Raw genomic sequence first — 25,156 nt, forward strand, 5'->3', positions numbered from 1 at the left:
GGACAGGCGCTCTCACTTCCCATCGACATGATCGCCGGAGGCGACGATCGCTTGGCCCGGTGGCGTCCCTCCACGGCGAAGCGCGCGTCTACCGTCCCCGCGAGCACCTTCCCGGCACCGGTCCGGATGCCGAGTGCGCGCAGCGGACCTGCCGAGTCCCACTGTTCCCGGCGTGCCGGACGTAGGCTTCGGCGCCCTCGCACGATCCGGTTCGCCGCTGGGCCAGCGCACCAGGTGCTCGTCCTCCCCTGGCAGGTGCGCCTCTGTGTCGGCCGAGCTGGGCGGGGACAGCGTGAGGGTCCCGCCGGACGGCTTCGCTTCGTGCCCCCGGTGCTTCTCGGCCGGGAGACGGCCACAACCCCATCGGGCCCCGCGTTCACCCGGGATGTCGGCCGCGGCCTTCGCCGTCCCGCTGTCGGGCCCCGGCGTCACCGGCTCCACGGTGGCGGGAGTGGAGGTGCGACGACTCCGCGTCCTGCCGCCGGCGCTCCTCCTCCGGTTCGGCCCCTCCTCGGCCGGGAGTGCTGCAGGCGGCCAGCAGCACCATCCCGAGGAAGGCGCCACCGACGGCGAACAATTCCGTGAACATGCGACCCCCTGTCCCCCGTCGGGCCTCCCCTCGGCACGACGGGATAGCCGCACTCTATGCGCGCATTTCGCACTGTTTGAGGCTTTTGACCGGATCTCTGTCGGTTCTTTGCGCCGCCCCCGAACCGCCGTGAACAGAGGAGGCATTACTATTCGGATATCCGAACTGTTGCCCCCCTCGGAGAGAGCGGCGGAGGCGGCCCCGACGGCACCGGGCCGACCGCGCCGATCCCGATCCGAGACGCCCCCAAGGAGGCCCCAGCATGCACCTCGCGGTATTCGGCGCGACCGGAGGAACCGGCAAGGAGATCACCGCGCAGGCCCTTGAGGCCGGGCACACGGTGACCGCGGTCGTCCGCGACGCGGCACGGCTCCCCCTGGAACACGACCGGCTCTCCACGGTCGAGACGGCCTCGTTCACCGCCGACGGCCTGGTGCCCGTCCTCGCCGACGCGGACGCCGCCCTCTCCGCACTGGCGGCCAGTGCCCGCGCCGGGTCCCCGGCGACGTCGTGGGCGCGTGCGGCCGTGGCGGCGATGGAGAAGACGGGCCGGCGGCGGATCCTCGCCGTGAGCGCCGCGCCCCTGGGCGACCCCGTCCCCGGCGACCCGGTCCTGCACCGCCTCGTCCTCCGCCCCCTGATCGAACGCATCTTCGCCGACGCCTACCGGGACCTGCGCACCATGGAGCAGGTGCTGCGCGAGAGCGGCGCGCCCTGGACGGCCGTCCGGCCTCCGCGGCTGACCGACGGCCCGAAGACCGGCACCTACCGCTCCGTGGTCGGGGCCAACCCGCCGGGAGGCTCCTCCATCTCTCGGGCGGACGTGGCCCACGCGCTGCTGGAGGCCCTCGGCCGCCCGGACACCGAACGCAGCCCGCTCGGTGTCGCGTACTGAAGGCGCGGAAGGCGTGGAAGACGCTGAGGGCGCTGAGGGCGCGGAAACGGGCCGGAGCCCGGGGTAATGTCGGATCCCATGGACGACGGCGGTGGAACGGGGCCGGTGGGCGAGGATCAGGACAGGGCCCCGGCTCAAGAGGCGCTTCCGCCCCCCGAAGTGATCGACGGCTTCATGCGCTTCGTGCCGCTGCTGGAGGCCTGGTACCGGCGGGCGCCCGAGGAGATGCCCCGCGAACTGGCCGAGGTCTTCGACCGCAACAGGCTCACCGGGCGGCACGGCAGCGTGCTGTCGCAGCTCGTCCACGGGCAGGAGCCGACCGTGGGCGAGCTGTCCTCCCGGCTGGGGGTGCGCCTGTCGACCGTGAGCGAACTCGTCGGGGACCTGGCCTATGCGGGGCTGGTGACGCGGCGCAAGGACCCCGCCAACCGCAGGCGGGTCCTCGTGGCGCTGTCCGCCGAGTACCGCCCGCTGATGGAGCGGTTCGCGGCCAGCCGCGCGGCGCCGCTCCTGCGGGTGCTGGACCGGTTGACGCCCGAGGCGCGCCAAGGGTTCGCGGAGGGCCTGCGGGCGTGGGCGGAGGAGGTCACGCCCTCGGACAGGTGACCGGGTCGGAGCGGCGACCGGGCGGGAAGCGGTCACCCCTCCGCCGCATCGATGATCTCCTCGCGCTCCTCCGAGGTGCCCGCGCGGACGTCCTGCGCGGCGGCGACCAGGTCCGGGGCGCCGTCGCGCTCCTCGGGGTGCACGGAGGCCACGGTGCCGTCGGGCAGGACGGTGCGGACCTTGTCGATCACGCCCTCCTCCCGGACGATCAGCAGGCCGTCCTGCCGCTCGCACTCCATCTGGCGGTAGTCGCACTGGTAGTCGAGCGGTTCGGCGTGCTCTCCGTTCCAGGTCTCGACCCTCACCCCGTCCCCGTCGCGGTGCTCATAGAACAGGGCGAGCCGCCCGTACTGGTCGCTGACCCCGGTGCGGGTCCACTCCGGGCCGTCGAGGACGGCGAAGTCCGTGTCCGGGTCGCCCATGGCGGTGCGGCGTTCGGAGCGCGCTTCGTACCACGCGATGACCGGCGGTAGGGCGAGCTGCGCGGCGAGGGCCCCGACCACCGCGACGGCGATGCCGAGCGCCCGTATGCGCGGCGACAGCTCGGTGAGCGCGCACCCCCCGCCCACTGCCAGGCCCGCCGCCAGTCCGACGACGGCCAGGTCGTCGGCCGTGGAGGCCCCGCCGTGGAACAGGAGCCCGGACAGCGCGAAGCAGCCGGTCCCGACCGAGGCCACGGTCTTGGGGGCACGCGCACCGGCCGCCCTGAGGAGGGCGCGGCCGAGCCGCCACACCCCGAAGGCGCTCGCGGGCAGGGCGGCCAGGACGAGCACGATGACCACGACGAACAGCGGGCCGAGCTCGGCGAAGGCGGCGGCCATGACGGCGATGAAGGCCCCGGAGACCACGCCCGCCCCCGCCCAGGGCATCGCGAACCCGTACGCGGCGGCGGTAAGCACGGCGCGGGGCGCGGCCTGTTTCGGCTCCGGCTGCGGCGCCGCGGGCGGTGTCGGTCCCGGTCCGGGCCCGGGTCCGGCCTGATACGCGTCCGGAGAGCCGTGGCCGTCGGGGGGCCGAGGGATGCGGTTCTCGTCCATGCCCTCCATCCCACCGCATCCGCCACGGCCGGGACAGAGTACGCGTACTCACGGCCTCCCCTCCCCACGTGGCGCTCTCCGCCGCACGGCTCCGGGCCCCTCGCGGCCGCCGGGGAGCCGGGCCGCACACCGAACACGGACGCCCCTCGCCGTGTCCGCAGCCGATGCAGAGGTCCCCATCAACGATCGAGGGGGCGCCGGTAAAGGCCGGAGGCGGCCCGGCCCAGTGCCTCGTCCCAGGTGTGATGGCGGCGCTCCCCCTGGGGAGGGTGAGGGGCATGTTGCATCGAGGACTCACCCCGATGAGCTGCACGAACACGCCACTGGGATGCCGGTCGAAGCCCGCCGGGCCCCGGCCGCACGTCCCGGGGCGCCCGCACGGGGCGACGACGGGCGGGGCACCACTCCGGGACCGCGAGCGAGCGGGACATCGGGGCCGAGGCCGAGGCGGACACACCACCCCAGCGGACGCGAACGCGCAACGGGCGGCCCGGGAGAGACGAAGGCGACGAGGGCGGCTGACCGCCGCAGAGAATGCGGGCCCACCGCACCGGACGCCCCGCACCGCCCCTCGTGCGCCGATGGCTCGGGGTGCTCGGGGAGATCGCGCTCCCCTGGATCGACGGCATTGTGGGACCCTTCTGGGCATGCAGGAACAGGCGGGTCATGCACGATCCCCCGAGTCCGCCCCCACCGGTTGGGTGGACCTCTCCGGCCTCCGCCGGGGAACGCGCCGCTGGATGTGGGCGCTGAACGTCCTGTTCGTCGGGCTGCCCACGGTCGTGGTCACCGGAAGCGCCCTGGCCTTCCCCGTCACCGGCGGCGGGACGCCCTCGCTGCTCTTCGCGCTCCCCCTCTGGGCGCTCGTCCTGCTGTTCGCCGCCCTGACGGTCCGCACGGCTCCCCGGGACACCGCACGGCAGGGCATCGGGGTCGACACGGACGGGCTCACCCTCCTGCAGGAGCCCGCCTTGTGGTTCGGCGGCCGGGATGCGGCCGTCCCCTGGCGGAACGTGAAGGCGCTGCGCCCGGCGGTCCCGCCCCCGGCCGCGACGGACACCGTCGTCGCCGAGCTGCACCGGGGGCCGGTCCCGCCGGGCCTGCCCTACTGGGCGAAGGCCCTCGACGGGTCCTTCACGCCCACTCCCCCGGTCGACGGCCCCGCCCTGCTCCTGTGGCTGCCCGAGGCGCACGCCGCCCGCCTGCGCGCCGAGGCCGATGCGGTGCGTCCGGGGGTGTGGCGCGACCTGTCGGAGGCCGCGGAACGACGGGCCCCGGAGAACAGGGCGCCCGCGGCCGCCGGTCCCTCGTCCTCCCGGTCCTCCCACTGGATGGACCTGCGCGGCCGGACACTGGACTTCAAGGGCTGGCTGGTCGGCATCGCCTTCAGCGCCTACCTCACGGCAGCGCTGGCCGTCCTCCCGTTCGTCCTCCCCTTCATCCAGGACACCCCTCTGACGGGCTTCTGGGACGCCGTCGGGTTCTACGGCATGTTCGCGCTCCTGTTCGCGGTCTTCGCCGTCATCACGGCGCTGCTGACGCGCGGACTCCCGCGCCGCACGACCGGGCAGGGCGTGCGCATCGACGCCGAGGGCATCACCCTCGTCCAGGAGTGCAAGTGGTGGTTCCCCGGGGTCGAGATCGCGCTCCCCTGGCGGGCGGTCAGCGGGGTCCGGCCCGACTCGCGGACGAGGTCGGAGGGGCACCGGGACCTCGTGGTCGCCATCGACCTGAACGGCGACGCACCGCCCGCGCGCTTCCCGGGGTGGGCGGTGCCGGAGGGACGGACGGTCAGCGTCATGCCCGGGAACCCGCGCCGGGACGAGCTGCTCCGCATGGTCGCGGACGTCCGCCCCGACCTGGTCGGATCCTGACCCCGCGGGTACCGGGGCCGCCATCCTCCTGCTCGGGCCGACGCCCGCCCGTGCCCGTGGCGCCGCGTCAGGCCTGGCCGGTGTCGAAGTGGGAGATCCGGCCGTCCTCGACGGTGAAGGTCCACCGGGTGCGCATGGCGCCCCAGGTGTCGTTGGTGTAGTCGGCGACCAGGGTCCGGCCGTCGTCCTCGGCGGAGACGACGTCCATGCGGCCGTTGGCGGAGAAGATCTCCCGCTCGGCCCATGGGAGGAGGTCGCGCTCACTGCCGTCGTCGGACATCGTGGCGTCCGGGGTGAGCGCTTCGCTGAACGCCACCCGGTCTCCCGCGTTGACGGCGTCGATGAACGCTCGGACGGCGGCATCGTTGATATTCGCCGGCATGGGCCCTCCTGGTGCTCGGTGCGGCTGTGCGATCCGCCTGCGGCTCCGACGGCCGCGCCGCCCGGGCCCNTGCCCGGCTCCGTCTGCGGTCTTCCCCCGGCCACGGCCGCGCGCCCCGCCGCCAGCGCGATCTTGACCGATCCGGGGGCGGCCGTTTGCCCCGCGCACACTCCTCCCCCTTGCGATGTTTGAATGTTAACATTAAGACATTGCCTGGCCGGGGGTACACGCGCCTCCGGCAGCGAACTCCCCACGAGGAAGGCGGCTGCGCCCATGACCGTGCTCGACTCGCCCATCCCCCGGTTCCACCTGGCCGTGCCCGTGGACGACCTGGACGCCGCCCGCCGGTTCTACGGGGAGGTGCTGGGCCTGGAGCAGGGCCGCAGCTCCGACACGTGGATCGACTGGAACCTGCACGGCCACCAGTTCGTGACGCACATGGCGCCCGAGCGGCAGAAGCGGATCCACAATCCGGTCGACGGCCACGACGTTCCGGTGCCCCACTTCGGCCTGATCCTGGCCGTGCCGGAGTTCCACAAGCTGGCCGACCGCCTGCGCGAGGCCGGGACGCAGTTCGTGATCGAGCCGTACGTGCGGTTCGAGGGGCAGGCGGGCGAACAGTGGACGATGTTCCTGCTCGACCCGGCCGGGAACGCGCTGGAGTTCAAGGCCTTCGCGGACGACTCCCAGGTGTTCGCGACCTGAGGCCCCGCGCCCGTCACCCGCGCACTGCGACGGGGGCGCGATCAGGGGTGAGGAGCGTGAGGGACAGGCACCCGCCGTCGGCACGGGCGACGTAGAGCCAGTGGGCGGCGAGAGAGTCGACGAGGAACATGCCGCGGCCGCTCTCGACGTCGGTGTCGGGGGCGGCCGCGCGTACGCGCGGCCGGTCGCCGGGGCGGATGGGGCCGGCGTCGCCGAGGTCGATGTAGAGCGGGCCGTCCGCGGTGGCGTAGAGGGCGAGGGTGACGGTGCCGCCGGGCAGGCCGCTGCGGGTGTGGCGGCGGGCGTTGCAGAAGGCCTCGTCGACGCAGAGTTCGGCATCGTCCACGAGCGAGTCCGCCCACAGCGGCCGGAGCCGGACCCGGCTGAGGGAGCGTGCACGGCGGAGGCCGTCATAGGTGCAGGGGAGCTGTTCCCGCTCATTGAGGACCAGGTGGTAGTCGCGAATTAGGTCGTCCATGTCCTCACCTCATCGGTGCCGACCCCTTCGAGGCACCCAACGATGACGACGTCGCCACCCTCCTTCCACAGAAGCTACAGTTCTGTCGCTTTCCGTCGACTCTGGAGACTTCTGTAGACTCCGGCAATACGATCATGCGACATGAGCGGCGACACGGACCCCATCCGCAGGAGACTCGGCTCAGAAGTTCGCCGATATCGCCTTCTAGCTGGGATGACACAAGAATCTCTCGGCAAGCGGATTCGTATCTCCAAGCCGATGGTGAGCGCCGTCGAACGCGGCACAAGACTCCCTAAACCGGACATTGTGGACGAGCTGGATGTTGCTCTGTCTACTGGAGGTGCACTGAAGCGCCTCTGGCGCGAACTCAGCGATACCCGCGATGTCCCCGAATGGTTCCGGAACGCCCTTCTCATCGAACGGAGATCACGCGAGATCCGCGAATACGAACCGCTCGTCGTTCCAGGGCTCCTCCAGACCTACGACTACGCACGAACGCTCATAGGATCCTGGAATGTCGCATCACCTCCGGAGGAGATGGGACAGGCCGCCCAAGCACGCGTTGACCGGCTTCCCGCACTACGGGGCAACCGACCGCTCTTACGGTTCGTGGTGTCCGAGACGGTGCTGAGGCATACCGTCGGGTCCCCGGCGATCATGAAGGAGCAGCTCGAACACATCGGGTCGCTGATCGAGGAACGAGTAATGAGCTTTCAGGTCCTGCACCGGACGCCAGATGGCCCAGGCACGTGCCTGCCATTGCGCATCTGTTCACTGTCCCCGGCGCGGACGATCGGGTACGTCGAGCACGCACTCGGAGGTGAGGTGGTCGAAGACCCTGAGCATGTCGGGCAGCTCATGACGGCGTTCGGAGAGCTCCAGGCCGCTGCTCTGTCCCCGAGAGAATCAGCACACCTGTTAGAACAGATCAAAGGTGAGATCCAATGAGCGAATGGCACAAGTCAACCTACAGCCACGCCCACGGCGGCAACTGCGTCGAAGTGTCCAAGGGGCTGAGAACCGCCGTCCGCGACACCCAGCACAGACACCTGGGCCACCTGGAATTCCCTACGGGCGAGTGGCAGGCGTTCCTGGGTACGTTGCATACGGAGGCGGCAGATGCAGTCTGAGTGCTGGCACAAAAGCAGCTACAGCGCGAACACCGGCCCGGAGTGTGTAGAGGTGGCGGAGTCACCTAGGAGCGCCCGGGTCCGCGACACTCAGCACAGACACCTCGGACACCTGGAGTTCCCTACGAGCGAGTGGCAGGTGTTCCTTGAAACCCTGCGCGGGGAGGCGGACGGTGCCGCCTGAGCGGTGGCACAAGTCCAGCTACAGTGGCGCTTCAAGTAGCTGCGTCGAAGTGTCCGAGGGGCTGAGAACCGCCGTCCGCGACAGTCGGCACAGACACCTCGGACACCTCGACTTCCCCGCCGCCGAGTGGGCGAGGTTCCTCTACTTCCTCAAGGACGACGTCACCCCACCGGCGTGAACGCCAACCTCAGGACGTGGTTCCCTGCCTCAAGCCTGTGCTGGGCCAGGGTCTCCGGGCCGCACGACGCCGTCCCGATCCCCTGGTGCTCAGCGTCCAGGTACAGGTGCACCCTCTCGTCCGGCTCCAGTTCGTGCGTGTGGGCCGCCGCGTCCAAAGCCGCCGTGTCCCACCTGCGCGCGGCGAAGTCGAACACCGGCGCGCCCTCGATCCGGAGCCCTCGCCCCTCCGCGCCGCGCAGTTGCAGCCACCGCGCATCCACGCGGTTGCCGTTCTCCTGAGGACGCAGGTACGGCGTCTGCAACCCGTCGACCGTGTCGGAGTAGCGCCCCACCCTCGCCGCCTGGGCGACGTCGCGGTACGCCTCTCCCGGGCCGCCCCCGAACCACTCCACCTGGTCCAGCGTCTCGGGCAGCGTCATGTGCACACCGAACCGCGGCAGCGGCCCCGGCCACTCGCCCTCCGCCTCGCCCTCGACGGTCAGCAGCAGTCGCCCGTCCGCCGTCCCCCACCGGTACGCCACGCGCATCCCGAACCCCTGGGCCGCCGGTGCGACCCGCTTCCGGACCACGAACTCGTTCCCCTCCCAGTCGAGGGAGACCAGCCGCGACGTCAGCCGGTGCAACCCGGCCGCACGCCACCCGCGCTCCACCGACACACCGTGCCGCGCGACGTCGTTGTCGGTCGGCGCGCGCCACAGGTCCACCGCGAGCGGCCCCACCCGCACATCACCGATCGACAGCAGGTCCCCGGTTCGCGCGTCGATCTCCCCCGGGCCGATGCGGGGGACGGACTCACCGGTCCCCGAGGAGGCGACCGGTGCGGGGGTGTGCGCAGCCTCGGGCGCCTCGCCGACCCTCGCCTGCCCCCAGGCCAGCTCGTGGCCCGCCTCCGCCCAGGGCTCGTCCTTGGCCAGGGTCACGGAGACGGTGATCCACGATTCGCCGTTCCCCGCCCCCTCGGGCAGGGCGGGCAGCGGAACCTCCGCCGTCTCCCCCGGCGCCAGGACGGGCACGTCGAGCCTGCCCGCACCGGGCACGACCGAAGGCGGGCCGAACACAGAGCCCTCCGACACCCACCACCTGAACTCCAGCCCGGACGTGTCCCGGAAGTCCCAGGTGTTGGCGATCGCCACCGTCCCCTTGGCGGGGTCGGGCACCACCCGCACCGGCTCGATCGTCTTCGCGTACGCCGCCAGCCCCGGGCTCGGTGTGCGGTCGGGCAGCAGCAGGCCGTCGGCCACGAAGTTCTCGTCGTGCAGCGGTTCGCCGAAGTCCCCTCCGTAGGCGAACCACTCCGTCCCGTCGGCCTCCTCCCGCCGGATCCCGTGGTCGATCCATTCCCAGATGAACCCGCCCTGGAGGCGGTCGTACCGCTCGAACAGCCGCTGGTACTCCTCCAGTCCCCCGGGTCCGGTCCCCATCGCGTGGCCGTACTCGCACTGGATGAAGGGCAGGGCCCGCCGGTGCGCGTCGGCGCCGGGGCCGTCGGTCGGCGCCTCCTCGCCCGCGCCGATCTGCTCGACCTCCGCGTGCGGCGCGTACATCCGCGAGTACACGTCCACGTAGCGGCTGTCCCGGTCGCCCTCGTAGTGCACGAGCCGCGACGGGTCGTTCCCGCGCACCCACGCGGCCATGGCCTCCAGGTTGCGCCCGGTCCCGGCCTCGTTGCCCAGCGACCACATGATGACGCTCGGGTGGTTGCGGTCGCGCGCGACCGTGCGCCGGATCCGGTCGAGGTAGGCCTCCCGCCAGCGCGGGTCGTCGGAGGGGTTGCCCTTCCACCCCAGCAGCTCGAACCCGTGCGTCTCCAGGTCGCACTCGTCGATGACCCACAGGCCCAGCTCGTCGCACAGGTCCAGGAAGTCGGGGTGCGGCGGGTAGTGGCTGGTGCGCACCGCGTTGATGTTGTGCCGCTTCATCAGCAGCACGTCCTCGCGCATGGTCTCCGGCGGCACGGCCCGCCCGTGGTCGGGGTGCCACTCGTGCCGGTTCACCCCGCGCAGCAGCAGCGGGCGCCCGTTGACGCGGATCCTCCCGCCGGACAGCTCCACGGTGCGGAAGCCGACGCGGGTGCGCACCCGCTCCCCGGGTGTGCGCACCTCCAGCTCGTACAGGCGCGGCGCCTCCGCCGACCAGGGCTCGACGGCCCCGACCCGGTGCTCGACCCCGGCCTCGGCCTCCTCCAAGCCCAGCTCGGGAACGGACACCACGGCACCGGCCGCGCCGTCGACGTCCACCCTGAGCGTTCCGGTGCCCGTCTCGGCGTCGTAGGCGGCGTGCACGGCCAGGTCGGCGACCCCGTCCTCGGGCCGGGCGATGAGGGCGACGTCCCGGAAGATGCCCGAGAGCCACCACATGTCCTGGTCCTCCAGGTAACTGGCGGCCGACCACTGGTGCACCCGCACGGCCAGCGTGTTCCGGCCGGGGCGCAGCAGGTGCCCGACGTCGAACTCCGTCGCCAGGCGGCTGCCGGTGGCGAAGCCCAGCTCGGTGCCGTTGAGCCACACCCGGAAGCAGGAGTCCACCCCCTCGAAGCGGAGCACCGCGGGCCCGTCCGGCCACTCCCGCGGCAGGTCGAAACCGCGCCGGTAGTCGCCGGTGGGGTTCTCGTCGGGCACGTACGGCGGGTCGACCGGGAAGGGGTACACGACGTTGGTGTAGGCGGGCGCGCCGTGGCCGTGCATCTGCCAGTGGGAGGGGACGGGCAGGTCGCACCAGGCGGGGCCCTCAGTGGCGCTTGCGGCGCCGGGGGCGACGGTCTCCTCGTAGCCGGGCTCCTCGAAGCCGTCGGTCCCCTCCTCGGCCCGGGGGTGCAGGCGGAAGCGCCAGGTGCCGGTGAGGCCGACCGACGGCGCGTCGGTGGTGAAGCGGGCGCGCGGCGGCCTCACGCCCCGCGACGGGGCGAAGTCCTCAAGGTAGGCGGGCTTGGCGGGCGCGGTCACGTCAGACCTCCGTCAGGTGAAGGAGCAGGGCTTGGGACGGGTTGAGCACGGGCATCTGCAGGCCCGACCGGGCCAGCACAGCGCCCGAGGCGGTGAGCCCTCCGGCGGTGAACCACGGGGGCGGCGCCGTCTCCAGCGTCGAGGGCGCCCCGGCCTCGCGGCGCCACACGAGCCGGTAGGTGCGGTCCTCCCGCAGGCCGGGCAGGCGCACCCGGCCGGGTGCGGCGCGCGCCGAGGAGGCCAGGCGGGCGTAGCGGAAGACGGCCTCGCTCCCGTCCTCGGCGACGACCCCGTCGAGCTGCTCGGCCGGGTCGGGGGCGTCTCCCCGCACGGTGACGCCGGTGTGCAGCAGCGGCCGCAGCTCCTTGTAGAGGCGGATCCACGCGTCGAGGACGGCCAGCTCCTCGTCGGTGCACGCGGTGATGTCCCACTCGATTCCGGCGTGCCCGATGAGCGCGGTCAGGCAGCGCAGCGGCAGGTCGGCGTCGCGGCCGGTGGTGTGCGCGGTGCGCGCGCCCACGTGCGAGCCGACCAGCTCGGGCGGGACCAGCAGCCCGGTCCAGCGCTGCAGGGCCAGCCGTTCGAGCGGGTCGTTGGTGTCCGAGCCCCACACCCGGTCGGTGCGCTCCAGGATGCCCAGGTCGACCCGGCCGCCGCCGGAGGAGCAGGACTCGATCTCCAGGCCGGGGTGGGCCCGGCGGAGCCGGTCCAGCAGCGCGTAGGCGGCCCGGGTCTGGCCGTGGGTGCCCGCCGACCCGGTGGGCGCGTGCACGGGTTCGAGGAGGTCGCGGTTGTGGTCCCACTTGAGGAAGGCGGGGCGGTATTCGGCCACCAGGGCGTCGAGGAGGCCGAAGACGTGGGCGAACGCCTCGGGCCGGGACAGGTCGAGCGGCTGCTGGTTGCGGCTGGGCGGTGAGGGGCGGCCCTCGGTGGTGAGCAGCCAGTCGGGGTGGGCGCGGGCGAGGTCGGAGTCGGGGTTGACCATCTCGGGCTCCACCCACAGCCCGGCCTGCATGCCCAGGGCGCGCACGTGGTCGAAGAGGGGGTGCAGGCCCTCGGGCCACACGCCGGTGTCCACGGTCCAGTCGCCGAGCCCGGCGGTGTCGTCGCGGCGGCCGCGGAACCACCCGTCGTCGAGGACGAAGCGTTCGACGCCGATGCCGGCGGCGGTGTCGGCGAGCCGCTTGAGCTTGTCCAGGTCGTGGTCGAAGTAGACGGCCTCCCAGGTGTTGAGGACGACCGGGCGCGGCGCGGGCGGGTGGTGGGGGCGGGCGCGCAGCCACCGGTGGAAGCGCGCGGACATGCCGTCGAGGCCCTGGTCGGACCAGGAGAAGAGGACCCAGGGGGTGGTGTAGGAGGCGCCCTGGGCCAGGCGCACCTCTCCGGGGTGGGGCGCCTCGCCCCCGGCGATGACGGCGTCGGCCTGCCCGGCGCCTTCGGGCAGGCGCTCGGCGAGGTGGACGTGGTCGCCGCTCCAGGCGGTGTGCACGCCCCACACCTCGCCGGTGCGGAACCCGAAGCCGGGGGTCCCGGCGGTCAGCACGAGCGGGGCGTCGTGGCCGGTGCGCCCGCGCCGGGAGGCGCGCATGCGGGTGCCCATGCCCAGTTCGCTGCGCTGGGGGGCGCGTTCGCGGCACCAGCGGCCCGTGAGGTCGAGGACCTCCCCGGCCTCGCGCGGCAGGGGCAGCACGGCCATGAGCGTGTCGAGGGTCCAGGGGGCCGGGTCGGTGTTGGTGACGGTGTGCCGGATCCGCACCAGCCCGGAGGGCTCCATGCGCAGCTCGCAGGTGAGTTCCAGGCCGTCGGCCCCGGCGGTGACGGTGAGCGACCCTCCGCCCGGCCCGCCGCCCGACTCCTCGTCGACCTCCCGCACCCGCCAGCGGGGGAAGGAGGCCCGGCCCTCGTGGTGCCCGGCGATGCCGGGGTGGCCCCGCCAGCCCTCCCCTTGGGTCGGCACGAGCGAGATCTGCTGGGGCACGTCGACGGCGTTGTGGGCGGCGGGCGGGAGCGAGGCCTCGGCGAGCCCCTCGGTGCCGTCCGAGCCGTCCGTGCCGTCTGCGCCGTCCGTGCCGGGCAGGTCGGCGCCCCAGTGCAGCACGCGCGGGAGTCCGGTCGCGGGGACCTGGACGACCAGGGCCGTCCCCGCGGCGCTGAGGCGGACGGTGCGGATCTGCTGCACGCCTCCGCCAAGGCGTCCGGCGCCGTCGTCGGTGCGGTCCGTCATCAGGGCCTTTCTTCGTGGATACCCCGGGCCTCAGGCCGGGGAGGAGGCGGAGCTCCTGCGGAGCGGGCGGGAAACCCGGCGGTCGGACCGCCGGGTTTCCTGTCTTCAGGCGGTGGAGGAGGTCAGCCCTTGCTGGCCCCCAGGGTCAGTCCGGCCACGAAGTGGCGCTGGAGTACGAAGAACACGACCAGCGTCGGCAGGGCGATCAGCACCGACCCGGCCGACAACAGGTTGTAGTCGACGAAGAAGGTGCTCTGCAGGTTCTGCAGCGCGGTGGTGATGGGCAGCTTGTCGCCGCTGGACAGCAGCGCCAGCGCCCAGAAGAGGTCGTTGTAGATCCAGGTCACCAGCAGCGTCGCCAGGGCGGCCAGGCTCGGGCGGCACAGCGGCAGCACCACGCTCCGGTACTGCTGGAACACGCTGGCCCCGTCCACGCGCGCGGCCTCGATGAGCGAGGGCGGCAGCGCCTTCATGAAGTTGCTCAGCACGAAGGTGCAGAACCCCATCTGGAAGGCGGTGTGCACGAGCACCACGCCGATGTGGCTGTCGTAGACCGCGCCGGACTCGCTGATCCAGTACGGCAGCGGCACCGCGTTGGCCATCCGGAACAGCGGCACGAGCAGCGCCTGCACCGGCAGCAGGTTGGCGGCCAGGAACACCGCCAGCATCACCAGGTTGAACCGGCGCGAGTAGTGGGTCAGCACGAACGCCGCGCACGACGACAGGAACAGGATGAGCAGCACCGACGGGACGGTGATGATCAGCGAGTTGAGGAAGTAGCCGGGCAGCTCCCCCTCCACCCAGGCGCGGCGGTAGTTCTCCAGGGTGAATCCGCCGAAGGACAGGTAGCCGTGCCGGGCGGTGAACTCGTAGTCGCGGAAGGAGTTGACCACGGCCCACAGGATCGGGAAGAGCCAGGCCAGGGCCGTCACGGCGAGGAAGATCTGGAGCACCGCGCGGGCCGGGCGCACGCGGCGCCTCGGCGACCGCGGCGCCTCGCGGGGCGGTGCGGGGGCGGCGGCTGGGGTGGTGGCGGTCACCGGTCGGCCCCTCTCAGCAGGGTGGACACGTAGATGAGGATGAAAACCAGCGAGAACGCCAGCATGATCACCGCCAGGGCCGAGCCGAAGCCGACCCGGCTCGCCTCGCCGATCACGTTCGCGGTGACCAGCGCCGAGATCAGCTCCAGGCCGTTGCGGCCGCGGTTGATGATCCAGACGATGTCGAAGGCGCGCAGCGCGTCGATCACGGTGACGACCAGCACCACCAGGTTGATCGGGCGCAGCGCCGGGAAGACGACGCTGGTGAAGGTGCGCACCGGCCCGGCGCCGTCGATGGCGGCGGCCTCGCGCAGCGACGGGTCGACCGCCTTGAGCCCGGCCAGGTAGAGCAGCATGATGTAGCCGGTGTGGCGCCAGGCGGCGGCCACGAGCACGGCGTACAGGTTGATGTCGGGGTCGCCGAACCAGTCGACGGGTTCGGCGCCGGCGGTGGCGCCCAGGAAGGTGTTGAGCAGCCCCTGGTCCTGGGAGTAGATGAGCTGCCAGATGAACCCGACCAGGCCCAGCGACAGCACCACGGGCAGGTAGAAGATGCTCTGGTAGATGCGGCCGCCGCGCAGCTCCCGGTCGAGCAGCACCGCCAGGAGCATGCCCAGCAGGGTCGGCACCACGAACAGGAACACCAGCCAGATGAGGTTGTTCCGCAGGGCCGGCCAGAACGGCGGGTAGAGGGTGAAGGCGTCGGTGTAGTTCTGGGTGCCGACCCATTCCAGGGTGTCGAGGCCGCCGATGCCGTCCCAGCGGGTGAACGAGAACACGACGGTGGCGGCGGCGGGCAGCCACACCAGGCCGATCACCAGCACGGTGGGCACGCCGATCATCAGTGCCAGGGTGATGCGGTCGGCGCGGCCGTTGCGCAAGGGGGTGCGGGCGCGGCGGGGTGCGGAGCGCGGGGGCGCCCCGCCGGGTTCGGCCGCGCGCGGCGGCGAGGGGGTGCTGGGGACCACGCGTCCCTCCTTCCGGGGGTGGGCGGCCTCAGCGGCCGAAGATGGAGACCTTCTGGCGCTGGATGCTGGCGGTCAGGTCGGCGATGTCGTCGGGGCGGCGCAGGAAGCGCTGCAGGGCGGGGATCATGACCACGGAGGCGAAGTCGGGCCGGGTGTCGCGGTCCATGTACTGGGTGAGCGCCCCGGCGTCGGCGATCATCTTCATGATCTTGGCGTCCAGCTCGGTCAGCCCTGAGGTGTCGGCGTCCTGGTGGACGGGGAGCGCCTGGGGGTCGATGGCGGTGTAGATCTCCTGGGAGCGCAGCGTGCCCATGTGGCCGACCAGGTCCATGGCGGCCTCGGGGTTGCGCGGGTCGGCGGAGACCATGAACCCGTCGATGGGGGTCTCCATCGCGTCGGCCCCGATCTCGGGGTCGAATTCGGGGAAGGCGAAGCAGTCGAGGTCGGCGAGCTGGTCCTCGGGGAAGACGTGGGTGAGGAACAGGCCGCAGAGCATCATCCCGGCCTCGCCGCGCACCAGGGCGGTCTGCGCCTCGTTGATGCCGCGCCCGAGCGGGGCGGCCTGGTGGTGGGGCAGCAGCTCGGCCCAGGCGCCGAAGACGCTGCGGACATCGGGGCTGTCCCAGGAGTGCTCGCCGTCGAGCAGCCCCATGTGGAACTCGGGGCCGTTGATGCGCAGGTTGAGGTGGTCGAAGGTGCCCATGGCGGGCCAGCCCTCGCGGACCCCGTAGGCCAGGGGCTCGAAGCCGTCCTCGCGCATGCGCTCGCACAGTTCGACGAACTCCTCGCGGGTGGCGGGCTCCTCGTAGCCGTGCTCCTCGAAGACGCTCTTGAGGTAGAAGACCGCCCAGGGCGCGGTGGAGTCGGGGACCATGTACTGCCGCCCGTCCGGGGCGCTGCACAGGTCGCGCACCTGGTCGGTGAAGGCGCCCTGGAAGCGCTCGTCCCAGACCCGGCTGACGTCGCTGATCAGGCCCCGTTCGGCGAAGAAGCGGGTGCGGTACCCGGCGAACCAGGCGATGACGTCGTCGGGTGTGCCCTGCAGGTAGTTGTTGATGCTCTCCTGGAAGCTCGTGGAGTCGATGGTGTTGAGCTCCACGTTGATCCCGGAGTCGGCCTCCCACAGGCCGGTGATCTCGCCGACGGCCTCGCGCTGGGCGTCGTTGGCGCGGTTGGAGCCCATGGTGACCACTCCTGGGTCCCCGCGCCGGGAACCGCATGCGGCCAGCCCCGGCACCGCCGTGAGCGCGGCGGCGCCGGCCAGCCCGCGCAGCAGGGCGCGGCGCCCCAGGGCCGGTGGGCCCGTAGGTCTGTGGTGCATCGGGGGACCTCCGAGGTGCGTGAAGTGGCTCACTCCGACGTTCCAGACATGTTCGACACCTAGGCCCCCGTCTGTCAACGCACTCAAACTTTTTCCAACAAATTTCCGCAGTGGTCCCCTGATCCGACGCCGCCCTTCGCGAACATTGACACCGACCGGGCGCCTACAGGACAGTGATTCCAACAAGATCCGACAACTTCGATCACACAGGGGGGCGGATGCTGGCCGCGCAACGGCAGGAGCTGATCCTCGACCGGCTGCGGCACACGGGGGCCGTCCGGGTCGCCGAGCTCGTGGAGAGCCTGGCGGTGTCGGACATGACCGTGCGCCGCGACCTGGACGCGCTGGCCGCCCGCGGCGCCCTGCGCAAGGTGCACGGCGGCGCGGTCGCCCCGGACGGGCCGCGCACCGAGGAGCCCGGCTTCGAGGCCAAGTCCACCCGGCAGGCCGCCGAGAAGCGGGCCGTGGCGCGCGCCGTCGCCGACCTGGTCGAGCCGCACACCGCCGTGGGCCTGTCCGCGGGCACCACCACGGCCGCCGTCGCCGAGCACCTGACGGCGGTACCCGGCCTGACCGTGGTCACCAACTCGCTGCGGGTGGCCGAGGTGTTCCACGAGTCCCCCCGCCCCGACCGGACGGTGGCGCTCACCGGCGGGTTCCGCACCCCCTCCGACGCCCTCGTGGGGCCGCTGGCGCTGGCCTCCATCCGCGGCCTCAACCTGGACACCCTGGTGCTGGGGGTGCACGGCATGCAGGAGCGGGCCGGGTTCACCACCCCCAACCTGATGGAGTCCGAGACCGACCGGGCGCTGGTGGAGGCGGCCGGGCGCCTGGTGGTGGCCGCCGACCACACCAAGTGGGGGACGGTGGGCATCAGCACCATCGCCCCGCTGGAGCGGTGCGACGTACTGGTGACCGACGACGGGCTGGACGCCGAGGCCCGCGCGGCGCTGGCCGAGCGCGTCGGGCGCCTGGTGGTCGCCGACGTCGGCGGCGACCGTCCGGACGGCGAAGCGACCGATGGGGCATCCGACGGGGAGGACGCATGATCAGGACCGCCGCACGCCTGGCGGACGGACGCGAGATCATCTACTTCGACGAGGGGGACGCGCCCCGCGACCCCGCCCCCGACCCGCGCGACCTGCCGCCGTCGGCCACGGGCTCGGAGATGCGGTTCGACCCGCTGCTGCGCGAGTGGGTGGTGGTCGCCTCGCACCGCCAGGGCCGCACCCACCTGCCGCCCAGCGACGACTGCCCGCTGTGCCCCTCCGGGGGCGGGCGCAGCACCGAGATCCCCGCCTCCTCCTACGACGTGGTGGCCTTCGAGAACCGCTTCCCCTCCCTGGTCGCCGACGACGGGCGGGTGCTGGAGGACGTCGGGGAGCTGGAGCACACCCGCCGGGTCGGCGCGGGCCGGTGCGAGGTGCTGGTCTTCGGCTCCGACCACGACGCCTCCTTCGTCGACCTGGGGCCCGGACGGGCGGAGACGGTGGTGGAGGCCTGGGTGGACCGCACCCGGGAGCTGTCCGCGCTTCCCGGCGTGGAGCAGGTGTACTGCTTCGAGAACCGGGGCCGGGAGATCGGGGTGACCCTGCACCACCCGCACGGGCAGATCTACGCCCTGCCGTTCGTCACCCCGCGCACCCGGCGCATGCTCGACTCGGCCGCCGAGTACCGCACGCGCACCGGCGGGGACCTGTTCGCCGACGTGCTGCACGCCGAGCAGAAGGCCGGCCACCGGGTGGTGGCCCGCACCGATCACTGGACCGCCTTCGTCCCGGCGGCGGCCCGCTGGCCGGTGGAGGTGCACCTGTACCCGCACCGGGCCGTGCCCGACCTGCCCGCCCTCACCGACGAGGAGCGCCGCGACCTCGCCGGGATCTACCTGGACGTGCTGGGCCGCTTCGACGCGCTCTACGGGGTGCCGCTGCCCTACATCTCGGCCTGGCACCAGGCGCCGGTGCGCGAGGGGCGCGACCTGGCCCGGCTGCACCTGGAGCTGTTCTCGGTGCGGCGGGGGGCCGGCNTACCTGGCCGGGACCGAGTCCGGAATGGGGGTCTTCATCAGCGACGTGGCGCCGGAGGCCGTCGCCGAGCGGCTGCGGGCGGCGGCGCCGTGAGGCCGCCGTCCCCGCCCCGCCCCCTTCCCCTCTCCCCTGGTCGTCCCGCCTTCCTCCCCCGAACTCCCCGGAGGCCCGTGTGAAACTGCTCGTCACCGGCGGCGCCGGATACATCGGCAGCGTCGTGACCGCCCTGCTGCTCGACGCGGGCCACGAGGTGACCGTGCTCGACGACCTGTCGACCGGGCACCGGGACGCCGTCCCGGAAGGGGCGCACCTGGTCCGGGCCGACCTGCACGACGCGGCCGACGTCCTGGACCCCGACACCGGCGCCATCCTGCACTTCGCCGGAAAGTCCCTGGTCGGACGGTCGGTCGAGGACCCGGAGGAGTACTGGCACACCAACGTCGGCGGCACCCTCGCCCTCGCCCGGGCGGCGGTGCGGCACGGGGTGCGCCGCATGGTCTTCTCCTCCAGCGCCGCCGCCTACGGCGAGCCCGCCTCCGGCGCGCCGCTGCGCGAGACCGACCCGGCGGTGCCGACCAACCCCTACGGCGCCACCAAGCTGGCCGCCGACCACCTGCTCGCCTCCTGGGCGCGCGCCTACGGGCTGGGGGCGGTGAGCCTGCGGTACTTCAACGTCGCCGGGGCCCACCTGGGGTTCGGGGAACGGCACGCGACCGAGACGCACCTGGTGCCGAACCTGCTGAAGGCGGCGGCCGGGCAGGACGAGTACGCGCGGGTGTTCGGGACCGACTACCCCACCGAGGACGGCACGGCCGTGCGCGACTACCTGCACGTGGCCGACCTGGCCGACGCGCACCTGCGGGCGCTGGATGCGGTCGGGCCGGGGACGCACCGGGTGTACAACCTCGGCACCGGCGGCGGGAGCAGCGTGCGCGAGGTGATCGACACCGTCCGGAAGGTGACCGGGCGCGAGGTCCCGGCCGAGGACCGCCCGCGCCGCGCCGGGGACCCGGCGGTGCTGGTCGCCGCCAACGACCGGGCCCGCGAGGAGCTGGGCTGGAGGCCGGAGCGGACACTGGAGGAGACCGTGACCGACGCCTGGGAGTTCTTCCTGGCCGGGGAGGCGGAGCATGGCTGAGGCGGCAGGCGGGTCGGCACATGCGGCGCGGGCGGCCGACACGGCCTCCCGGATGGCGGAGGTCTTCACCCGTACCTTCGGATACGACCCCGAGGGGGTGTGGGCCGCGCCGGGGCGGATCAACCTCATCGGCGAGCACACCGACTACAGCGACGGCTTCGTGCTGCCGTTCGCGCTCCCCCACACGCTGCACGCCGCGGCGGCTCCGCGCGCGGACGGGGCGGTGCGCCTGCGGTCGCTGCAGGCGCCCGAGGGGGACGGGTTCGGCGTCGCCGACCTGGCCCCGGGGTCGGTCGAGGGCTGGGCGGCCTACCCCGCGGGGGCCCTGTGGGTCCTCCGGCAGGAGGGGTACCGGGTGGACGGGCTGGACCTGCTGGTGGACAGCGCCATCCCGAGCGGCGCGGGCCTGTCCTCGTCGGCGGCGCTGAGCTGCGCGGCGGTCATGGCGGGCGCCGCCGTGCACGGGGCCGACCCGTCGGCGTCCCAGGTCATCCGGATGGCGCGGCGGGTGGAGAACGACTTCGTCGGCATGCCGTGCGGGGTGCTGGACCAGTCGGCGTCGATGCTGTCGGCCGAGGGGCACGCGCTGTTCATGGACACCCGGACCATGGAGACCGAGCAGGTGCCCTTCGCCCCGGACCGGCAGGGGATGACGGTGCTGGTGGTCGACACCCGCGCGCCGCACCGGCTGGTGGAGGGGCACTACGCCGACCGCCACCGGGCCTGCCAGGAGGCGGCGAAGGAGCTGGGTGTGGCGGCGCTGCGCGACGTCACGGACCTGGAGGCGGCCTTGGCGGCGCTGGCCTCCTCGGAGCTCCGCCGCCGGGTGCGCCACGTGGTGACCGAGAACGGGCGGGTCCTGGACACCGTGGACCACCTGCGCGCCGGCCGCCTGCGCGACGTTGGGCCGCTGCTGACCGCGTCGCACATGTCGTTGCGCGACGACTACGAGGTGACCGTCCCGGAGGTGGACACGGCGGTGCGGGCACTGCTGTCGGCCGGGGCGCTGGGGGCGCGGATCACCGGCGGGGGTTTCGGGGGATGCGTGATCGCCCTGGTCGAGCGCGAGCGCGTGGAGGCGTGCGGCAGGGCGGTGGAGGAGGCGTACCGGGAGGAGGGTTTCGCGGCGCCGTCCCTGTTCGAGGCCGCCCCGTCGGCGGGGGCGCGGAGGCTGCGCTAGGGCGTGTCGCTTGGCTCAGGTCCGTAGAAGGCGCCGGCGGTGTCATAGTCCGCTGTGCTCCCGAAAAGCAGGAGGAGACGGCCTGGGTGCGCTGTCGGCCGATGAGAACGCGGCGAGGGGCGTGCCCGGGCGCCGCGCAGTAGGGCCTGGTCCGAAAAACACGCCCTAAGGGGCGCCCCCTCTCGACCGGGGCGGACCGGTACGGCGCCCGGCCGCCCCGTAGGCCGCTCCTCCCTCGGACCGGTGGGCCCACCGGCGGCGGCGGGGGCCGGATCCGGGCCCCTCCGGACCGGTTCGGCGACCCTCGGTGCGGGCAGGGACACGGTCGGCGATACCGACCGGCGGGAGGAACCATGGCAGCGGGCGACGGCGGCGCACCCTCGGCGGAGAAGGCCCCGACCAGGTACGTCCTTGTGCTCCGGGCCGCCAAAGCGGCCGTGCTCGGCTCCGTCTCGCTGTTCTTCCTCCTCGTCGTCTTCGGCAACGTCACCGACTACGCGGTGAACTTCGAGTTCGTCGCCCGGGTGCTGTCCATGGACTCCCACGATCCGGGACTCGACGAGCTGAGCCGGACCGACTACCGGGCAGTGACCTCGCCGGTCCTGCACCACGCCGCCTACATCGTGATCATCGCCGCCGAACTGTTCACCGCCGTCGCCTGCGGCATCGGCGCCTGGCGCACGGCCCGGTCGCTGCGAGGGGCGGACCGGGACTTCAACGCGGCCAAGACCTGGGGCCTGGTCGGCCTGCTGGCCGGGATCCTGCTCTGGTTCACCGGGTTCCAGACCATCGGCGGGGAGTGGTTCGCCATGTGGATGAGCCCTGCGTGGAACGGCGTCCCGGCCGCCGACAGGATCACCACCTACCTGGTGCTCGTGCTGGTGTTCGTGACCATGCGCAACGACGGAGCCGATTGAGCCTCGGGCACCCTGTCGGCATTATGCCCGGGACACCCGATTTCCGGGCGGCCCGCGGCCACCGAGGACGGTGCCTGCACCACCCGAGCTGCAGGTGAGACCGCCTCCTTGATCGTCGCCGCCCCCGGCACTCCGCCGCCCCTCCGCCCGGCCGGGGCCGTGAGCGGGGCACCAGCCGCCCCTTGCCCGAGCAACAATGCTGTCGAACCGGTTAGCCCATTGACCTCGGGGCTCGGGGACCGTGTTCGGCGGCCCGTCGGTGGCCCGCTCCTGTGGCTCCGGAAAAGGTGGCTGATGGGGGGTTGCGCCCCGGCTTGTGAACGCTAACAATCGCATGCACGACAGAACCCGCCCCCCTCTGACACCCCCGGAATCCGCATCCGGTGCAGCGACGCCGCTGTCGAACCGGTTCGACACCCCCTCTCCCGAAGCCGACACCGATCCCTGCCAACTCCGGCCGCCGACCCCCTGCCCGCGCGGGGATCCCGCGTGGGCGACGAGCCAGGAGACGCACCCCATGCACCGAGCACGGACCCGCATCCCCCACCCCCTGCACACGCGCGCGGCCTCGGCCCTCCTCGCCGGGCTCCTCGCCGCTCCCCTGTCCCTCACGGCCGCCCCCGCGGCCGCCGCCCCCTCCCCGACCGCCGAGACCGCGGAGGCCTCCGTGGCCGACGAACGGCTCACCGTCGACCTGTCCACCGACACCGGCGCCTTCCACGGCGGCGCCTCCGGGTCGCTGTACGGCCTGTACGGCCCCGGCGTGCCCAGCGCCAACATCATCGAGGGCATGGGCGTGCGCACCGTGTCCAGCAAAGGCCAGGACGGGGCGCAGCACCCCGGCTCCGACGCGTTGGAGGTCGTCGCCCCGCTCGCCGACGCCACCGGCGGCGACATCTACATCCGCGCCACCGACTACTACCGCGGCTTCCCCTACCAGTGGCCGGGCGATACGCCCGACGAGCGGCTCGACGGCTACATGGAGGTGATGGAGACCCAGCTCGACCAGATCTCCCGGCTCGACCCCGAGTACCGGGAGCGCCTCGTCTTCGAGCCCTTCAACGAGCCCGAGGGCAACATGTTCGGCACCGGCGAGTGGAGCTACGACGGGACGAGCTGGCTCGACGACCCGGACGACTACTTCCGCGCCTGGGACCGGGCCTATGCGATGGCCAAGGAGAAGGTGCCCGGCCTGCGCGTGGCCGGACCGAACACGAGCATCCTGTACGACCAGGTCAAGGGCTTCATGGAGCACACCGTCGAGGCCGACACGGTCCCCGACATCATCACCTGGCACGAGCTGAGCCACCCGCAGAACATCCGCGATTCGGTCGCCCGCTACCGGCAGTGGGAGGAGGAGGTCTTCGCCGGGACCGGCCACGAGGGCACCGCGCTTCCCGTCAACCTCAACGAGTACGCCTTCAACTACCACACCTCGGTGCCCGGCCAGATGGTCCAGTGGGTGTCGGCCATCGAGGAGTCGAAGGTCGACGCGATGATGGCCTTCTGGAACATGAACGGCAACCTGTCCGACTCGGCCGTGGAGGCCAACCGCGGCAACGGCCAGTGGTGGCTGTTCAACTCCTACAGCCGGATGACCGGGCACACCGTCGAGGTCACCCCGCCCCGCCCCGGTGAGAACTACACCCTCCAGGGCGTCGCCTCGCTCGACCCGGACCGGTCCCGCGCCACCGCGCTGTTCGGCGGCTCGGACGGGGCCGCGCGCGTGGAGTTCACCGGCGTTCCCGAGGACGTGTTCGGCGGCGCCGTCCACGCCTGGGTGCGGGAGATCCCCTGGACCGGCCAGCTCGGCGACTCCGGCCCGCCCCGGCTGCTGTCCGAGGAGGCGCTGGAGGTCGAGGACGGCTCCGTCGCCTTCGACTTCGGCGACGCGCTGCCCGGCCTGAAGGAGTCGTCCGCCTACGAGGTCGTGCTGACCCCGGCCGGGGGCGACGGCTCCCGGCAGACCCCGCCCAACCTGTGGGAGGGGTCGTTCGAGGCCGAGGACGCCGAGTACACCGGCGGCGGGTACAGCCTCAACGGCCCGGAGGGGTCGCCGGACGACGTGTCGAAGTTCTACACCTCCGGCGGGTACAACGTCGGGGGCCTGCGCACCGGGTCGGACGGCGTCCTGGACTTCACGGTCGACGTGCCCGAGGACGGCACCTACGACCTGAGCGTCTTCGCCAACTCCCGCTACCTCGACGACCTGGTCGCCGACCAGGGCCCGACCAACGTGTTCCTGCGCGTCGACGGCGAGGCCGAGCAGGAGCTCTTCCTGCCGCTCGGCTACAAGTGGGTGGTCTGGGACCACACCCGCACCACCGTGGAGCTGGAGAAGGGCGAGCACACCATCAGCCTCGCCGCGCAGAGCCTCGACGGATCGGGCGAGACGCGCGGCGACGCGATCATCGACCGCATCACCCTGGAGCTGCCCGGCCCCGAGGCGGCCACGTCCGTCTACGAGGCCGAGACGGCCGAGCTGGACGGCGCCGCGCCGGTGTTCGGCGGAGACGCGGCGAAGGCGTCCGGGTCGGGCGCGGTGCGGGTGCGGCACGGCGAGTCGGTGACGTTCTGGGTGCACTCGGAGCGCGACGCCGAGTCGCTCCTGGACGTGCACACGCTCGGCGGGGGCACCGCCGACGTCGAGGTCAACGGCGTCCCGGCGCTGCCCACCGGCGACTCCCCGTCCTCGGCGGCGGTGGCGCTGTCCGGCGGGATCAACAAGGTCACCGTGACCGGGGCCGGGGGCGCCCCGCTGATCGACCGCATCGGCGTCACGCCCGGCGGCGAGGAGCTGTCGGCCGCCACCTACCAGGCCGAGGGCGCCCGGGCGGCCGGTGAGGCGCACACCGCCGAGCTGTCCCTGGCCGACGGCGGGGCGGCGGTCGACGGCATCGGCGGCGACCCCGGCAACGGCAACACGCTGACCTTCGACGTGGAGGCGCCGCACGCGGGCACCTTCGCCGTGCGGATCCGCTACGCCAACCCCGCCACTTCGGCCGCCTCCCACTACAACCCCAACCCGATGGCGCGGCGCGCCGACGTGTCGGTCAACGGGGGCCAGGAGCGGCCGGTGCTGTTCCCGCCGTCCTTCCACGAGAACAACTTCTGGGAGCTGACCGTGCCGATGGAGCTGGAGGAGGGGACGAACACCATCGCCTTCTCCTCTGAGGAGCAGCCCAACTTCGACGGTGAGACCTACGCGTCGGACACCTGGCCGGACTACCTGCTGCGGTCCCCGTACGCGCCGGTGATCGACGCCGTCACGGTCTCCGAGTACACCAGCGGGCGCCTGGACCGGTCCTGACGCCCCGCCGGTCGGCGCCCGTCCCCGAC

The 25,156-nt window shown here is 72.8% G+C and carries 21 protein-coding genes and 1 pseudogene; 14 read left to right on the forward strand and 8 right to left on the reverse strand.

Annotated elements, in window-relative coordinates:
• Positions 1-851 precede the first annotated feature (851 nt).
• A complete protein-coding gene (locus tag D476_RS0100010; protein ID WP_017621934.1) occupies positions 852-1,484 on the forward strand; it encodes an NAD(P)-dependent oxidoreductase in 633 nt (210 codons plus the stop codon).
• A gap of 78 nt (positions 1,485-1,562) precedes the next feature.
• Complete coding sequence (locus D476_RS0100015) at positions 1,563-2,090, forward strand: MarR family winged helix-turn-helix transcriptional regulator (protein ID WP_239648554.1); 528 nt, start codon at positions 1,563-1,565, stop codon at positions 2,088-2,090.
• 32 nt (positions 2,091-2,122) lie between these two features.
• Here the strand turns inward: D476_RS0100015 and D476_RS0100020 are convergent, their stop codons facing one another.
• Positions 2,123-2,959: a response regulator gene (locus D476_RS0100020; RefSeq protein WP_152529176.1), complete on the reverse strand. Its 837-nt coding sequence runs from the start codon at positions 2,957-2,959 to the stop codon at positions 2,123-2,125.
• Positions 2,960-3,867: 908 nt separating this feature from the next.
• Here D476_RS0100020 and D476_RS0100025 point away from each other — a divergent pair.
• Positions 3,868-5,001: a hypothetical protein gene (locus D476_RS0100025; protein WP_017621937.1), complete on the forward strand. Its 1,134-nt coding sequence runs from the start codon at positions 3,868-3,870 to the stop codon at positions 4,999-5,001.
• A 67-nt stretch (positions 5,002-5,068) separates the two neighbouring features.
• Here the strand turns inward: D476_RS0100025 and D476_RS0100030 are convergent, their stop codons facing one another.
• Positions 5,069-5,383: a nuclear transport factor 2-like protein gene (locus tag D476_RS0100030; RefSeq protein WP_017621938.1), complete on the reverse strand. Its 315-nt coding sequence runs from the start codon at positions 5,381-5,383 to the stop codon at positions 5,069-5,071.
• A 273-nt stretch (positions 5,384-5,656) separates the two neighbouring features.
• On the opposite strand from D476_RS0100030, the gene D476_RS0100035 reads away from it, so the two are divergent.
• A complete protein-coding gene (locus tag D476_RS0100035; protein WP_017621939.1) occupies positions 5,657-6,088 on the forward strand; it encodes a VOC family protein in 432 nt (143 codons plus the stop codon).
• Between the two features lie 13 nt (positions 6,089-6,101).
• Here D476_RS0100035 and D476_RS0100040 read toward each other — a convergent pair whose 3' ends face one another.
• Positions 6,102-6,566, reverse strand: a complete 465-nt coding sequence (locus D476_RS0100040; RefSeq protein ID WP_017621940.1) for an ATP-binding protein — start codon at positions 6,564-6,566, stop codon at positions 6,102-6,104.
• Positions 6,567-6,707: 141 nt separating this feature from the next.
• On the opposite strand from D476_RS0100040, the gene D476_RS35865 reads away from it, so the two are divergent.
• From D476_RS35865 to D476_RS0100060, 4 genes are read left to right on the forward strand one after another with little or no spacing between them, the layout of a single operon-like run.
• Positions 6,708-7,514: a helix-turn-helix domain-containing protein gene (locus D476_RS35865; protein WP_083939352.1), complete on the forward strand. Its 807-nt coding sequence runs from the start codon at positions 6,708-6,710 to the stop codon at positions 7,512-7,514.
• Positions 7,511-7,696 (forward strand): DUF397 domain-containing protein, encoded by a 186-nt coding sequence (locus D476_RS0100050; RefSeq protein WP_017621942.1) that lies wholly within the window; start codon positions 7,511-7,513, stop codon positions 7,694-7,696. Before D476_RS35865 ends, D476_RS0100050 begins: the two co-directional genes overlap by 4 nt.
• Positions 7,686-7,880 (forward strand): DUF397 domain-containing protein, encoded by a 195-nt coding sequence (locus D476_RS0100055; protein ID WP_017621943.1) that lies wholly within the window; start codon positions 7,686-7,688, stop codon positions 7,878-7,880. Before D476_RS0100050 ends, D476_RS0100055 begins: the two co-directional genes overlap by 11 nt.
• Entirely contained in the window at positions 7,870-8,058 is a 189-nt protein-coding gene (locus D476_RS0100060) for a DUF397 domain-containing protein (RefSeq protein WP_017621944.1), read from the forward strand. Before D476_RS0100055 ends, D476_RS0100060 begins: the two co-directional genes overlap by 11 nt.
• Here the strand turns inward: D476_RS0100060 and D476_RS0100065 are convergent.
• The 5 genes from D476_RS0100065 to D476_RS0100085 all read right to left on the reverse strand — a co-directional run bounded on the left by D476_RS0100065 (position 8,042) and on the right by D476_RS0100085 (position 16,555).
• Positions 8,042-11,002 carry a glycoside hydrolase family 2 TIM barrel-domain containing protein gene (locus D476_RS0100065; protein ID WP_017621945.1) on the reverse strand — a complete coding sequence of 987 codons (2,961 nt, stop codon included), beginning with the start codon at positions 11,000-11,002 and terminating at the stop codon, positions 8,042-8,044. The two genes, D476_RS0100060 and D476_RS0100065, sit on opposite strands and share 17 nt — an antisense overlap.
• Position 11,003: 1 nt before the next feature.
• Positions 11,004-13,226: an alpha-galactosidase gene (locus tag D476_RS0100070; protein WP_017621946.1), complete on the reverse strand. Its 2,223-nt coding sequence runs from the start codon at positions 13,224-13,226 to the stop codon at positions 11,004-11,006.
• A gap of 122 nt (positions 13,227-13,348) precedes the next feature.
• Positions 13,349-14,266 (reverse strand): carbohydrate ABC transporter permease, encoded by a 918-nt coding sequence (locus tag D476_RS0100075; protein ID WP_026123083.1) that lies wholly within the window; start codon positions 14,264-14,266, stop codon positions 13,349-13,351.
• On the reverse strand, positions 14,263-15,234 hold the full coding sequence (locus D476_RS0100080) for a carbohydrate ABC transporter permease (protein ID WP_017621948.1): 972 nt from the start codon (positions 15,232-15,234) through the stop codon (positions 14,263-14,265). Before D476_RS0100080 ends, D476_RS0100075 begins: the two co-directional genes overlap by 4 nt.
• A 28-nt stretch (positions 15,235-15,262) precedes the next feature.
• The gene (locus D476_RS0100085) at positions 15,263-16,555 is read right to left on the reverse strand and encodes an ABC transporter substrate-binding protein (RefSeq protein WP_026123084.1); all 1,293 of its coding nucleotides are present in this window, start codon (positions 16,553-16,555) and stop codon (positions 15,263-15,265) included.
• A gap of 218 nt (positions 16,556-16,773) precedes the next feature.
• Between D476_RS0100085 and D476_RS31645 the strand changes: the two genes are divergently transcribed.
• The 6 genes and pseudogenes from D476_RS31645 (at position 16,774) to D476_RS0100115 (ending at position 25,127) form a co-directional block, all read left to right on the forward strand.
• Positions 16,774-17,604, forward strand: coding sequence for a DeoR/GlpR family DNA-binding transcription regulator (locus tag D476_RS31645; RefSeq protein WP_017621950.1), 831 nt, complete (start codon positions 16,774-16,776; stop codon positions 17,602-17,604).
• Positions 17,601-18,675 (forward strand): annotated as a pseudogene (galT, locus tag D476_RS31650) (galactose-1-phosphate uridylyltransferase). Before D476_RS31645 ends, galT begins: the two are co-directional and overlap by 4 nt.
• A 79-nt stretch (positions 18,676-18,754) precedes the next feature.
• A complete protein-coding gene (galE, locus tag D476_RS0100100; protein WP_017621951.1) occupies positions 18,755-19,720 on the forward strand; it encodes a UDP-glucose 4-epimerase GalE in 966 nt (321 codons plus the stop codon).
• A 52-nt stretch (positions 19,721-19,772) separates the two neighbouring features.
• The gene (gene galK / locus D476_RS0100105) at positions 19,773-20,900 is read left to right on the forward strand and encodes a galactokinase (protein ID WP_026123085.1); all 1,128 of its coding nucleotides are present in this window, start codon (positions 19,773-19,775) and stop codon (positions 20,898-20,900) included.
• Between the two features lie 353 nt (positions 20,901-21,253).
• A complete protein-coding gene (locus D476_RS0100110; protein ID WP_017621953.1) occupies positions 21,254-21,817 on the forward strand; it encodes a DUF2165 family protein in 564 nt (187 codons plus the stop codon).
• Between the two features lie 517 nt (positions 21,818-22,334).
• The gene (locus tag D476_RS0100115; RefSeq protein ID WP_017621954.1) at positions 22,335-25,127 is read left to right on the forward strand and encodes a carbohydrate-binding protein; all 2,793 of its coding nucleotides are present in this window, start codon (positions 22,335-22,337) and stop codon (positions 25,125-25,127) included.
• The last annotated feature ends 29 nt before the right edge of the window (positions 25,128-25,156 follow it).

It is taken from the genome of Nocardiopsis chromatogenes YIM 90109 (assembly GCF_000341185.1).
In the GTDB taxonomy this organism is placed as follows: Bacteria; Actinomycetota; Actinomycetes; order Streptosporangiales; family Streptosporangiaceae; genus Nocardiopsis_A; species Nocardiopsis_A chromatogenes.

What these genes read in the sequence shown, in the direction of transcription:
- D476_RS35865 (WP_083939352.1), top strand. Translation starts at nt 6,708, where the DNA reads ATGAGCGGCGACACGGACCCCATCCGCAGGAGACTCGGCTCAGAAGTT.
- galK (WP_026123085.1), top strand. Translation starts at nt 19,773, where the DNA reads ATGGCGGAGGTCTTCACCCGTACCTTCGGATACGACCCCGAGGGGGTG.
- D476_RS0100055 (WP_017621943.1), top strand. Translation starts at nt 7,686, where the DNA reads ATGCAGTCTGAGTGCTGGCACAAAAGCAGCTACAGCGCGAACACCGGC.
- D476_RS0100115 (WP_017621954.1), top strand. Translation starts at nt 22,335, where the DNA reads ATGCACCGAGCACGGACCCGCATCCCCCACCCCCTGCACACGCGCGCG.
- D476_RS0100070 (WP_017621946.1), bottom strand. Translation starts at nt 13,226, where the DNA reads ATGACGGACCGCACCGACGACGGCGCCGGACGCCTTGGCGGAGGCGTG.
- D476_RS0100035 (WP_017621939.1), top strand. Translation starts at nt 5,657, where the DNA reads ATGACCGTGCTCGACTCGCCCATCCCCCGGTTCCACCTGGCCGTGCCC.
- D476_RS0100085 (WP_026123084.1), bottom strand. Translation starts at nt 16,555, where the DNA reads ATGCACCACAGACCTACGGGCCCACCGGCCCTGGGGCGCCGCGCCCTG.
- D476_RS0100025 (WP_017621937.1), top strand. Translation starts at nt 3,868, where the DNA reads ATGTGGGCGCTGAACGTCCTGTTCGTCGGGCTGCCCACGGTCGTGGTC.
- D476_RS31645 (WP_017621950.1), top strand. Translation starts at nt 16,774, where the DNA reads ATGCTGGCCGCGCAACGGCAGGAGCTGATCCTCGACCGGCTGCGGCAC.
- D476_RS0100015 (WP_239648554.1), top strand. Translation starts at nt 1,563, where the DNA reads ATGGACGACGGCGGTGGAACGGGGCCGGTGGGCGAGGATCAGGACAGG.
- D476_RS0100030 (WP_017621938.1), bottom strand. Translation starts at nt 5,383, where the DNA reads ATGCCGGCGAATATCAACGATGCCGCCGTCCGAGCGTTCATCGACGCC.
- D476_RS0100050 (WP_017621942.1), top strand. Translation starts at nt 7,511, where the DNA reads ATGAGCGAATGGCACAAGTCAACCTACAGCCACGCCCACGGCGGCAAC.
- D476_RS0100010 (WP_017621934.1), top strand. Translation starts at nt 852, where the DNA reads ATGCACCTCGCGGTATTCGGCGCGACCGGAGGAACCGGCAAGGAGATC.
- D476_RS0100110 (WP_017621953.1), top strand. Translation starts at nt 21,254, where the DNA reads ATGGCAGCGGGCGACGGCGGCGCACCCTCGGCGGAGAAGGCCCCGACC.
- D476_RS0100020 (WP_152529176.1), bottom strand. Translation starts at nt 2,959, where the DNA reads ATGCCCTGGGCGGGGGCGGGCGTGGTCTCCGGGGCCTTCATCGCCGTC.
- D476_RS0100040 (WP_017621940.1), bottom strand. Translation starts at nt 6,566, where the DNA reads ATGGACGACCTAATTCGCGACTACCACCTGGTCCTCAATGAGCGGGAA.